Below are 13,970 nucleotides of genomic sequence, written 5' to 3'. Positions count from 1 at the left end.
TGATTGGGTATTATCGGCTTGTGGTTCGTGCGCGGTAATGAGATATCTAAAATTAAAAAAAGGATTTTGTATCACTACAAAATCCATAAAATTTAAGACTTTATCTTTCTCTTAACGCTTCTCTGGCTTTATTGAATGGCTTAATCAAATAGTCCAGCACTGTTTTCTGTCCAGTGCGAATATCAACTGTCGCCACCATTCCAGGCGTAATCGCAAAAGTCTTACCCTGTTTATTTCGCAGCTTATCTGAATCAGTGCGAATATAAACCCGATAGTAAAATTGATCCTGTTTAACTTCATCTCGAATCGTATCAGGAGATATCACGGTCACTTTGCCATGTAATCCGCCATATATCGCATAATCGTACGCTGTAATTTTGACTAAAGCTTGTTGGTTTGGACGAATAAAGGCAATATCTCTTGGCGAAATTCTAGCTTCGATCAGAAGCTGTTCATCTAACGGCACAATCGTCATAATCTTGCCATTAGGAGGAATTACGCCACCTAAAGTCATTACATCGATTTCTTTTACCACACCGCGAACAGGCGCTCTAAAGACTGTACGATTTAATGTATCTGATTTTCCTTTCACAATCTGCCGTTGTGTTTCTACGTCGGTATTGGCTTTGGATAATTCTTCCCTTGCTTTTACATAATACTGACTACGTGTATCATTAATTTGCTTTTGTAAATCAGAAGCTTGACGTTTTAACCTTAAAACCTCTACCTCACTTGCAGCTCCTTTAGCAACTAACGGCTCAGTCATTCTTAGCTCTTGCTGTACCAATGTTAAAGAAGTCGTTAGATCTGATATTGACTCTTCTAAATTTATCCGTCGTGTATTATACAACTGTGTTTCTTCACGAACCAATTGCGAATCTTTTTGAACTATCTCGGGAAATTGTAATGCAGTTCCATTTACTTCTGCCCGTAAACGTGCCGAAGTGGCCAATGAAGAAACGAGCAAAGACTGCGATTCACCTACATTAGATGCAAAGCGAGTCGGATCAAGTTGTGCCAATATGGTGCCTTTTTCTACAATATCACCTTCTTTAACATCGAGTTTGGTCAAAATACCACCCTCTAATGACTGAATAATTTGCTCTTTAGAAGATGGAATAACTTTACCCGTACCTGTAGAAACTTCTTCCAATTTAAATAAAGCAGCCCATATAAAGAACACCAAAAGTCCTAAGCCAATAATCCAGATGACCATACTCGATTTAGGTAAAGGTGGTTCATGAAATGAAGCTTTAGCAGGACGTTTTGTTTGTTGTGGTTGTTCATTCATTATTGTGCCCCACTGGATGGATGAGTTTGATTATTTGATTGACTCAAAATCTGATCGCGTGGACCATCCATCACAATTTTCCCCTCATTCATGACAATAATTCGATCAACTAATGCCAAAACAGCTCGCCGATGAGTTGCAACTATTAAAGTCCGATGCCCCATCCAATTCATTAGATGATCAATAAGTTGTTTTTCTGCTACATCATCAATCGACGCTGTTGGCTCATCTAACAATACAATATTAGGTTGGCGAATAAGCAAGCGTGACAGCAACAAAGCCTGCCGTTGTCCACCAGAGAAACCTAAGCCACCCTCAAGTACAAGATGATCAAGACCTTCTTTTTTATCTTGTACAAATGACCAAGCTCCTGTCATTTTGAGCGCCTGAATCAAGTCATCATCTGAGGCTAAAGGTGCGCCTAAAGTTAGGTTTTCCCTGATTGTGCCATAAAACAAATGCGCACTCTGATTAAGTAACCCTGTATCACGACGAATATCAGCAGGATCAATCAGTGATAAATCAAGACCATCAAGATAAATATTACCTTGCTGCGGCATTTGCATGCCTGATAATAATTGCAATAATGTGGATTTCCCCGCGCCATTTCGGCCTAAAATTGCAATTTTCTCTCCCGCCCGAATTGCTAGTTGAGCAATCGCTAGATTGGGTTTTGCATCATCTTGATTATATTTAAATAAAGTGCCATTCAATTGATAATCACCCAACAATACTGAGCGATGGATCAAATGCGCCCGATCAGGTTGGTCAACTGGCTTTTTCATTAACTCATCAAGACTACTTTTTGCGACTTTGGCTTGCTGTAAACGTCCCAAAACACCCGTAATTTGTGCAATTGGTGCCAACATTCGTGAAGATAAAATTGAGCATGCAACCAATGCACCTGTGGTCATTTCTCCACTAATCACGGCAAAACAGCCAACAAGTACCACAAGAGCATAAGTCAGACCTTGGACTTTTTGCGTCCATGCAGTCATCACGCCCACTATTTTACGCTGCTTCATACTAATATCGGCAGACATTTCATTCATATGATTCCATTGATTCTGGAATCTGGATTCAGCGCGTAACAGCTTAATGTCCTCTATGCCTTGCACTGATTCCACCAATATTGCATTACGAATCGAAGACTCACGCATTCCCTCTCTGGCAAGTTTAGCCAGTGGTCTTTGTGCCAATATGGCTGGAATAATCATAAGCGGTACAACAAGTACCATGACCCAGAAAAGATTGCCGCCAATGATCCAGAATATAACCAAAAATAAAAAGAAAAATGGCAAGTCGGCAATGGCGCTAATCGTCGTTGAGGTGACTAGCTCCCGCACCCCTTCCAACTCCCGAATTTGGGAAATAAAAGTACCTGTTGATTTGGAACGCTCACTATTTTTAATTCTGAGCGTATGACCAAAAACCCGATCTGAAATACGCAAGTCTGCTCGTTTACCAATAATATCTGATAAATAGATACGCGCTACACGTAAAACAAATTCAAAAATTGCCGCAATCAATACACCACCTGCCAACACCCATAACGTAGGAATTGACTGAGAAGGCACGACTCGATCATAGACTTGCATTGAAAATATAATGGTTGCCAGTGCCAGAATATTTGCAATTAATGATGCAAACATAATATCGATATATCGTTTCCAGTCACGTAACACGATCGACCAGAACCAACTACTCTCATAAGGTTTGATATATTCATCAATACGCGCATCTGCAACTGATTTTTCAGGTCGCAGGATATAAACACTTTCAATTTCATGTTGAAGGTCAGAAGCAACAAAACTTTGCGCAAGCCCCTGATCACCACTCATCTGGATACTGACATTATGATCGACATCTGCCTGATCAACCACACCAACTTGACCATCCTTGAATACCACGATGACTGGTAAACGCCATGGATTAAGCATCTCTTTTGAAAATTTACTTTTACGTACACTTAAGCCAATCTGACGTGCAATCGTTTTCACGACCTCATCTGCTGCACTAGCCCCTGCCCAATCCATCTGCAAACGGATACGTTCTTCAGAGGTTTCGATACGATAATGTTTGGCAATCAATAAAATTGCCTGAAGATATGGCTGGTAATTCATCGTACTCATGGCTGAACCTTAACCCCCTGAATGGATAGACGATTAAGATGATAAACATCTCGTGATTGACCTGTAGTCGAGATAAGTTGGACTAGATTTGCATAAATATCATAACGATTATTTTCAATTTCCATATTTGCACTATGAATGGCTTGTTCAGCATTAAGTAAGTCCACTACTGTCCGCGTACCAAGCTTATATTGCTCCTGATATAATTCTTTTGTTCTGGTGGTGGTTGATTGTCTGGCAACCAAAACCTGCATCTGCCGTTGTTTATTTGTGACTTGTTCCTCAGTCATGCGAATCTGTTCCAGAATATCCATATAACTATTTTGTACTTTGGCTTTGGCAGCTTCTTCTGCATAACTTGCAGCGCGACTTTGCGCCCCCACTGATCCACCCTGAAAGAAGTTACTGCTTGCTTCAAATTTAATTGAACTATCAAATCCGTCATCCTTGTTATTGTTTGGATTGACACCATTCAGTGCCTGACTTAGCGTTCCAACTAAATTTAAAGTAGGGTAACGACTGAGATCTGTCTGAGTTTTCTGTGCTTTTGCGACATTTACTTCTGCTTGAGCAGACATAATCGTAGGAATCGTATTGATTTTAGGTGCTTCAAAAATCTTTGATTCAGTGACTACATTTTCAGGTATTTTCCAGTTGATCCGACTGATATCAAAGCCCAGTAAAGTCCGTAATTTTTGTTGATACAGTCTTAATTGTGTTTGTTGAGCAATTAAATTTGATTGGGAAGCTTCAAGATACGACTTCGCCTGCACGGGATCTGCCTGACTGCTAATGCCAGCATTTGCACGCAAATTGGCAATCTCAGCAATACGTGCAATCCCATCTACTTGCTGCTGTGCAATGCGACAGACTTCCTCATAGCGTTTTAGATTCACGATTGCACTTGCAACCTCAAGTGCAACCTCATCAATCTTGACCAGCACTTGCGCCTGCTGCAATGCTAATCTGGCTTTTTGAATATCCACACTGGATTTGACCTTACCAAAATCATAGACCATCTGTGTCGCATTAAGACTTAATAACTGCCGACCGCGTTCGCCAGAAGTCATATCTCCAGTCGAAATACCACCCGATAATTGAGGATAATATGCAGCTTTAGCCACATCAATATTGGCATTTTGAGAAGCAAGACTCGCAATATTTTGACTAATTTCAGGATGTCGCTGAACCGCAATTTTCACTGCCTCAGAAATATCAAGCGTTCTTGAAGTGGGGCTTACCAAGCTCAATCCCGCAGTATTGACCGTATTGGAATGTGTTGAACCGATAACAGGAAGTTCATCAAAATTTGAGGTATCGACATCAAAATTTGAGAGCTGTTTAAGATCTACTTTATTAAAATGATCATCCGATTTTGGGGTAAATACACCTTGTAAATTATCTTTTAACGAAGTTGCAATTTCCTGACCAGACGCTGCATAAAGTAAAGGCATATAAAGGCTAAGAAGTGAACATAAACTCGTCTTTATTAATACATCCCGTTTATTCATGATATTGTTTCACGACTATAATAATGATGAGGAAAATCAAAACTCAAGCATTGTACTGGAATTTTGTTTTGCCATTAAATGATTTAGCGAAATTATTCACATCTAGCATAAAAATTGCCCCACGGATGGGGCAACTTTTATCCATCAACACGATAAGTTAGCCAATCGTAATTTGATGATTATTTAACAGCTCTGCAAGCGTTACATTCGAAGTTTGATGTTCTAAGACCAAAAGATCCTGATAATTTGAACCATTTGCTTCACCATCACGATCTACTTTCACGGTTGCAGATTCAGTTGCTGCATCATAGTCAACCTTAATGAATTTTTCGACTTGTGAAAGATGAGATGATGTCAAATCACTATCACTAAGCAAATCATTAAAGAATTCTGATGAGAATTGAATCGTTTCGGCATTGCTATCTGTTGCGGTAGAACCAAAACCGAAATCTGTCCAATGATCAATACCATGCCCCGCTTTGGCATCACTCGCATCTAGCACATTATAAATCAATGTATCGTGACCCTGACCCGTCGTAATGGTATCGTTACCCGCTTTGGCCACAATCACATCATCCGAACTGGTTTCAGCTACGCTGAAGCTTCTCGCTGATAATGGATTTACTCCAGATTGGGTATGAACATTTTCACTCACCAGCAAAGTGACAGCCGTACCCGATACGGTACTGGTGTATGTCACATAACCATTATTGGTTGCACTTTGTGTCCAGCCTGAACCAAGTCCAACAGTATCCTCAGCAGTACCATTGATCTTCAAGGTATGTGCCGCATCAGTCATGGTCAATACATGTGATGCTGTCAGGCTAGTGATATTATTTGCTCCATTTACAGACAAATCCAGCACTTCAACATTCTTCAGATTTGCTGCCAAAGTAGCACCTGATACAGTTTCACCAGAACGGAGCTGAATCGTATCTGTACCTGCTCCAGCATTAATACTACTTGCTGTATATAGCAAGGTATCATTACCTATTGTAGCCTGTTGGGCCGTCATATTTACAGTAATGTTCGTAGAAACATGAGCAGATGCACTATTTCCAGCACCACTTTCAACTGTCCATGCTTCTACCCCGATTTGTGTACCTGTAGTCGCTGAATCCTGATCAGTTAAAGCTGCTTTCGCCTGTTTAAAGCCTAACTTATCTATATTGCTTTGGGTTAAACCTGTAATGGTATAAGTAGTACTTGATCCAGTTCCACTTACTGTAATTTGACTAGATGAAATCTGTACACCATCGATATAAAAAGAGGCATATTGACCCAGACCTGTGAGTTTAATGGTCATAGTTTCAGTACTGCTGTCATTTGCAACTTCTGAAACTTTTGGATCATGCATCGATGCATTCAGGTTAAGTGGAATAATCTCATTTTCTTTACCGAAAGTTTGAGTCGGTTTGATATCAACGCCATTGGCTACGGCATTAACCACCAAATCTCCAATGTCTTTGGTTTCAGTTAAAGGAGATAAGCTACTTTCACCAGAAGTTACAACCAACTGTAAGTTTTCAACAGTACCACTCCAGTGTATCGGCGGTAATATCGCAACATAAGCTGGTAGTCCACCACTTTCTGAGAGTACCCAAGTGTTGGTTGTGCCATCACCACCTGCATTACTTGCAAGCGTTGCGGATGCCGCATCATTTCCGACATAAACCAAGAAGCCATTTGGAACATCAGATAGCAAAATTGCACCATAAGACTCTGAACCATCTGAATCGTTCAAACTCACGCTTAGTCCACCTGCACCAGTCAGCTCAATTGCATTGGCTTTAGTTGCCAGTTCTGACTCAATACCAATAAAGTTTTGTGAAACAACATTTACACCATTATTGATCAGTTGAACTTCCACAGAACCCGTGACACTGACTGCTTTAACATCTGCACCGTCTTCTTGTACGTTTGCATAAGCAGTAAATGATACATTACCTGGTACAGTTTTCTCACCATTTGGCATGGTATACGTTAAGTCTACTGTTCCGCCATTTTCACCAATGTCAATGACGTAGAAATCACCATCAGTTGTACCATCACCATCAATATCTACACTTTGTAAAACAAGTGGTGTTGTACTACCCGTGATGTATAGCTGACCACCTTCCATGGCATCGGTTGTATCAGCAGCATTGACTTGCACATACATTTTACCATCGACAACCTTACCAAAACTTCCATCGGCAGGGTCGAGTGTAATAGAACTTGTGATTGCTGTCGCACCCTCACCCACCATACTATCTCCAGACATGGTGAATATCGGATTATCCGTCACAGGAGCGATTGGAATCGTCATGTCTTGAATCGTTGCCTCTTTGGTAGCGCCACCCAAGACCGAAGTCGTAAGTGTCGCATCGAAATGGAACTGTCCAGATTGACCATTATCATTCCAGTCTGCTGGTGGCGTGATCACAATACTGTCTAACAGATTTTGCAAAGCAGCTTCGGCTTCGGCATCAGTGGCATTCGGATCTACCGTAACACTTGCTGTCCATACTGGGGTATCAGGGTTACCATCATTATTTGTATCGATCATGGTTTGTACCATACCATTGACGATTGTACCTGCTGGTAAATCTTTCAAGGTGACAGTAAACAAGTTGCTTGCCGAATTATCCTGAATGGTAATGGCTTGATCTACCACATCGCTTAATTTAAATGGTGTATCTTCCGTAGCAGATGCATCATTATATTGCCATTGGTCAATAAGCGGTGCTTTACTGCCTGGAGCCTCAGCAAAATCTGTATTTAGATACCATGTCACTGAATCAGATTTGATGTCTGTTATAGCAGTCAAATCAGACCCTAGATCTTGTGTCTGTACAGTTATCTTAATCGGATGGTCTGTTAAGCCACCCGCGTCGGAACCAATCTTGAAAGTGACTGGTACATCAATACCACCCTGTGCGTTGATTGAAGGTGCATTATTTGCCTGATAGACCAGTACCCATGTACCAACACCTATCTGTTGAACATTTGCACCTTGTACAGTTACACCCTCTGGCACATTTTCGATCAAGATACGAACCACGTGTTCACTGCCATCATGGTCAATCGAAGCGACGTTCAGATTAACGGTCACAGTATCCGTTGCAGTCAGTGTTGCGGTGTCTGGAGTAGCATCATCATTTGCATGTTGATCTGATGATGAAGTGGTATTGCTTATTCCAGAAATACCAGTAACAGATAACTCAACAGCATCGGTAACTGCACTCGCCGTTAATTTTAATTCTCCATCTTTAACCACCGTGTCCGCTGGTGAGGTTTGCACCGAACCATAATGATTATCGGTCACTTCATATTTATAAGTGAAGAAGCCCTGATCACCATCAAGCTGATCACCACCTTTAGCTGCCAAGGTTTGAGCTTGTTCAGCAGTCAATTCGTAGTAGTCCACCCCATCAATGGTTTTGATTGGTAAGCCTGCATTACTTAAGAGAACAGCCGATGTGCCTGTACCTAGATATAAAGTATAGTTTGCACCTGCCGCCTGATTCTGTGCAATCCAAACATGTCCCAAAGTTTCGTCATTGTCACCATTTACATGAACAATGCCAAAATTCAGGGTCGTAATTTCATCTTCAACCAGTGTCGCACTGGTCGTTGCTTCTGCTTCGGCAGAAGGTGTCACTGTGAAATTAACGTCAGTTAATGCACCAGTTTTGGAATCACCATCATTTTCAGTAGAAACGCCTGCAACTTTGAAATTCACATTGCCACTGTAATTCTCTGGTACTGTGATAAATACATTATTTAAATCTGTTGGTTTAATCACCCAGACACGTTCTTCACCTGTGCCAGTGACCAAAACAGTGGCTCGTCCACCCAGATTGAAATCTTTGGCTAAGCCAGTGATACGAAGGGTAAAGCTTTCTGAGCCATCTGTATTATCAATCGATGAAACATTTTCAATCAAATTAGAGAGTGACACTTTATGCTGGGCAGTACCATCCAGATTAGCTTCAGTGGTTGTATAAGACTGTACACCAGACTGATTACTGTCATAATCTTTTAAGGTAATTGTCGGTGTATCTGCTACACCATAAACTGTAACAGGTATAGAGAGCGGACTAGATGAAGCAGATATGACGCTACCATCCGTCGCCGTCGCAGTAACACTTAAGGTAAAGTTTACATTGCTGTTAAAAGGTGGAGTAATCGTCAGTGGCGTAGATGTACTAAAGTTAGAGATCGTGACTGAACCGTTAGTAATCGTTTGTTCTACGCCGCCATAGATAATTTTTGCACCAGCAGGAATATCTGAAATGGTGATATTAAAGGTTTCTGATGGATCAGAACTTCTTGGCGTAATAGACAGTGGGATTGGCGTATCTTCCAAACCAATCGCACGACCATTTAATGACAAGGTATTAATACCATCAGCAACAGGTGCGATGATAATACCTTCTAACCAAGCTTCACCTGATACTGCTGTCGCTGGTGTACCCGTCCCTTCATTGTCATCATCATAGTCTACTGTATAAGCTTCAACTTTGATTTTAAAGGTACCCGATACATTTTCAGGAGCCAAGAACTGTAATGTTGACAATGCACTAACAGGTACATCAATTGGTGTGCCTGTATAAGTTGCAGTATAGTCAACACCAGAAACTGTCCATTTGAATTGTGATCCGATGACTGTCGCATAGCTATCCCCTGAAACTAACTCAGGAGTTAAATGTGCATAAGTCAGTTCATCTGCGTCCTGATTCGTCCAGCCATTGGCAAGGTTAAATCCACTCTCAGTACCCAGTGTATACCATGTGTCTTCTGCACCTGCTGTCGTGTAAGTGTGACCACCTGTCATGGTCAGGTCAGCTGTACCATCGTTGTCAGAATCACCTGAACCAGGAATATTACCAATGATTTCAGCAACAGGATTTACAGTGACTTTTACATCAAGTGGTTTAGTCTGGGTATTTGTATCAGAACCATTAGTATCTGTTGATGTAATATTAAGTTGAATCGTTGCATCTTTACTGCTATTGGCTGGCGGCAAGATTGTGAAACTGTCCAAGATAGCCTCACGTTGCACTTCATTCAAGGTATTGTCAAAAGTGATGGTATATGGAGATCCACTCGAACCATCTCCACTTACACTCCACCCTCCATTATTACTTGGAGCAGTCACTAGCCAGCCTGTAGGAATTTCAAATGCGACTTGTGTAATGACTTCTGTACCAGTACCCGTATCCGTCACTCTTACATTTTGCAGGAAAGCAACTGCTGTGTCTTCATTGGTAAAAACATCACCTGCTGCGACATCACCTGCTACTGGCGTAACATGTAGATTTAAATAAACACTGTCAGTAATTTCAGTTCCAGTAGTCGGCCCATTACCTGCACCATCACTATCTTGGTCCTGCGCATGTAGCGTGATCTGGATATTGTTAATGTCACCACTAAAGTCTTTTGGTGGTGTCACTGTAATCGATGGTAAGCTTGGTGAAACGCCATTGTAATTATTTGGGATGTCTATTCGATAGCCATCCGACGATTCTGTTGCAGTAATGGTGTGAGGCTGTCCACCTACAGTTAAGGTTGTACCTTCTGGTAGCCCCGTAATGGTCATCCAGCGTTGCTCACTACCGTCGATGTCAGCAGTCGTGTTGTTATCGCCAGTAGTCGCTAATGTCACTTTCAACAAATTAGTCAAATTAAGTGCAGTATCTTCCGCAATGGTTTGAACCACAGGTGCTGCACTGCTTGTATCAACAAAACTATTGCCATCTGAAATTTTCAGATCGATACCGTCCGTAACCGCCTGAACATTGACCACGACTGTTGCAGTACTGGTTGCACCGTTAACACCAGAAACTTTAGTACCGCTATCGTTAACTTCATAACTGGTTACACTTACCGTTACGGTAAAGTTGGCATGACTTTCCGCAGGTGGTAAAACCTTTAATGCTTCAAACTCAGCAGACGTCATCTCCAAAGCATTTGCTGGTTTGGTTTCATCAGTCGGATGATTAACATCGGTTAACCAAATGGAGATATTGCCGCCATTCGATGTGAATAATGTAGCATCAGTACCAGATAAGAGCGCTGCGCCAGCAGGAATACCGCTTAAGGTAATCACGCCTAGACGTTCTGGGCTATCACCCGTTGTTGTATTGCCATTTTGATCAATAGCATCGATTACACGTGGTGCTTTCAGACCCAATATAACAGCCGTATCTTCATTCGTAGTCACATTTGCTAGTGTTACATTACCACCCACACCCGTTGTTCCGGCTAAATTTGGTGCATCTGCGACTGGATTTACATTTACAGTCACATTGGTTGTTGTGGTTTGCCCACTGTCATCAGTAACTAGTACTTTAAATGTATCGGGACTGGTCGAAGAGCTTCCATCATAGTTACTATAGTTATCGGCAGGTTTATAAGTAATTCGACCAGCCTCATCTACAGTCACAGTGCCATGTGCAACACTGAAACTTTTGCTTCCATTACCGTTATCTGTTCCAGCAATGGTATTACCATTCGCATCCTGAATGGTAATATTCTCAAGTCGTGAATCAGCTGAGGTGGTGAACGGACCATAACTATGATCCTCATCCATCGTGATCACAATCTCAGTTTTTGGTGCATCATCAATCACTTGAACAACGAAACTACCAGATGCCGTATCGCCATCACCATCTTTGGCAATAAAGTCAAAATTCAGATTCAATGGTGTAGTATGGCTTGGATGGTTTAATGAACCCAATAGTTCAAAGGTATATTTGCCTGTAGTCGTATCCAAAGTGACTTTGAACACATCACTGCCGCCACGCGTGGCTGTCAGTACGTTACCTGCCGCATTAATACTAAAGCTTATACCGCTATTACCTGTACTATCTAGCACTGCCTTTAAAGCAGTTTGATTTGCAGCAAAGCTTAAACCACCGCCATTACCTGAACCGTCCTGACCATAACTCACACTCAAATTGCCTTCTGCGGTGAGTAACGATATGTTTGGTTCACTTCCTGTCGCTAGACCTTTTTCATCTACAGAAGTTACTGCTGGCGCAGAACCAATTGATGGCCCATCATCCTTAAAGATAAAACGATCACCTACCGCAACAGGATCACTGGTGACCGCATCACCATCACCATCTGTAGCAGTTGCAGTTAGGGTAATTAAACCTGCATTGCTGATAGAAAGACTTTCATCATAAGAAGAACCGCCCACGGGATGTTTAAGTGCTTCTGATTGAGTTAAGGTAACAGCACCCGTGGTCGGATCAATGGAGATACGAAATACCACATCGCCTGATGCACTACCCGCACATCCTTCAATCTGATTACCTACTTTATACAGCAAGACATTTTGGCCGCTGGTGGTATCTAATCCGCTATCCACACCATTGGAACTAATGTTAAGTGCATAAATCAACGCATTACTTGTAGCTTGACCATCTGCACCATACACAGGGGTGAATACATCTTTGACAAAATTAGCATCTGTTGCAGAAACAGAACCTGAGACAAAATTAGTTTCATCAACAGTTACACGACCAACATTTGCATCGTTCTCACTGATTTTAGGTTTATCGTCAACAATGCTAATAGTTATGGTATTAGTGACCGTATTGCCATATTGGTCTACAGCAGTGTAAGTGAAGCTATTGGTTTCATTGCCTGCTAAATCTTTGGTTGCTGAAGTTAAAGTAAAGCTATAAGTACCATCTGAATTGACGGTATACGTTCCATTTGCTGTAGTGCCTGTTTTTGCTTGTGCTGTCCAACCCGTCTGTAGATTCAAATCACCATTAATAATATTGCTAGAACTACTCGCCTCTGTTCCCGCAGGCTGAGTACCATTGGCATCGATCCCATCCTCACGTACGCTACCCACTGTAGTTAATGGATTGACTGTAACATCCTGCACATTAATGGTAAGGGTAGATGTTTTTAAGTCACCATCAGCATCACGCACTGTATAAGTAAATACATCCTGTACATTGGCTGTTATTTTGTTTGGATCCGCTTTATAGCTATAACTACCATTGGCATTTAATGTAAGCGTACCATAATCACCTGTGATGCTTGTTCCTACTCCAGTACTCGAAGTTGTACCTGTATTGCCTTTAGCAACACCGACTACACCGCCACCAATAGCCCAACCATCTGCGCCTGACTGGTCGTTAGAAAGTACACCACTGGCTGCATCTTTGGTCAAAAGCGCGCCTTCTGTAACACTTCCTGTATCCGCTACGGTGATTGGTGCATCATCAACAATATTGATGACCAAATTCCCTGCTGTTGCACTATCTCCATCAGCATCCTTGATTTCAACAGCGAAAGTAGCTGTTGTATTATCGCCACTCGTTTTTGCAGGCAAGGTATAACTATAATAAATCGTCCCCGTTCCAGTTGCTGCATTGTATTCATAACGCGCAGTTAGACCATCTGAAAAGGTCTGATTCGTGGTAGTTAAAGTATGCCCACCCAGCTTGATTGCATCACTGACTGCCAGACCGTCTGGAGAGGTAAAGCTAATTGTGCCACTGGTGGTTTCTTTATTGGTTGAAGCTTCTGTACCATCATTTAAACCAGATTCATAGACTGTCGTTGTTGCACCACCAGCCGTTGGTATTGCGCTGGTCGGGGTTGCATCAGCAATGTTGATTGTCAATTGTGCTGTTGATGTGTCGTTATCGCCATCCGTTAAAGTATAAGTAAATACGTCACTTACACCACCAGCTGAACCTGCATTACGTGCATAACTATAACTACCATCAGAATGGATCGTTAATGTGCCATATTTACCAACAACCGGATAGTTACCAACTGGATCAATCGTGACATCTAACCCATTAGCAGTATCTGCTTTTACTGTAGTTACTCGTGCGCCATCTGCACCTTTCGTGTCATTGCTGACCACATTACCAGTAACTACTGCCAAACTACCTACAGGAATGCTATTGCTATCATTCACAGCAGTTGGAACATCATCAATCACTTGTACAACCAGACTACCTGTTGTGGTTACCCCTCCTGCATCTGTGACACTCAGTGGAATGCCACTCAGAAGTA

The 13,970-nt window shown here is 41.8% G+C and carries 4 protein-coding genes; all 4 read right to left on the bottom strand.

All coding sequences use genetic code 11. The annotated features are described in order from the left end of the window. Positions 1–100 precede the first annotated feature (100 nt). On the bottom strand, positions 101–1,291 hold the full coding sequence (locus I593_RS19465; RefSeq protein ID WP_001005358.1) for a beta-barrel domain-containing protein: 1,191 nt from the start codon (positions 1,289–1,291) through the stop codon (positions 101–103). Next, positions 1,291–3,423, bottom strand: a complete 2,133-nt coding sequence (locus tag I593_RS19460) for a type I secretion system permease/ATPase (RefSeq protein ID WP_016165547.1) — start codon at positions 3,421–3,423, stop codon at positions 1,291–1,293. The genes I593_RS19465 and I593_RS19460 overlap by 1 nt, the downstream gene beginning before the upstream one ends. Further along, positions 3,420–4,877 (bottom strand): TolC family protein, encoded by a 1,458-nt coding sequence (locus tag I593_RS19455; RefSeq protein WP_026441216.1) that lies wholly within the window; start codon positions 4,875–4,877, stop codon positions 3,420–3,422. The genes I593_RS19460 and I593_RS19455 overlap by 4 nt, the downstream gene beginning before the upstream one ends. A 214-nt stretch (positions 4,878–5,091) precedes the next feature. After that, positions 5,092–13,908, bottom strand: coding sequence for a DUF5801 repeats-in-toxin domain-containing protein (locus I593_RS21095; RefSeq protein ID WP_228130598.1), 8,817 nt, complete (start codon positions 13,906–13,908; stop codon positions 5,092–5,094). Positions 13,909–13,970 lie beyond the last annotated feature (62 nt).

The sequence above is a fragment of the Acinetobacter tandoii DSM 14970 = CIP 107469 genome, assembly GCF_000400735.1.
Lineage (GTDB): Bacteria > Pseudomonadota > Gammaproteobacteria > Pseudomonadales > Moraxellaceae > Acinetobacter > Acinetobacter tandoii.
Note: the sequence above shows the minus strand (reverse complement) of the source record. Positions and strands in the feature narration are given on the sequence as shown.

What these genes read in the sequence shown, in the direction of transcription:
- I593_RS19465 (WP_001005358.1), bottom strand. Translation starts at nt 1,291, where the DNA reads ATGAATGAACAACCACAACAAACAAAACGTCCTGCTAAAGCTTCATTT.
- I593_RS19455 (WP_026441216.1), bottom strand. Translation starts at nt 4,877, where the DNA reads ATGCCTTTACTTTATGCAGCGTCTGGTCAGGAAATTGCAACTTCGTTA.
- I593_RS19460 (WP_016165547.1), bottom strand. Translation starts at nt 3,423, where the DNA reads ATGAGTACGATGAATTACCAGCCATATCTTCAGGCAATTTTATTGATT.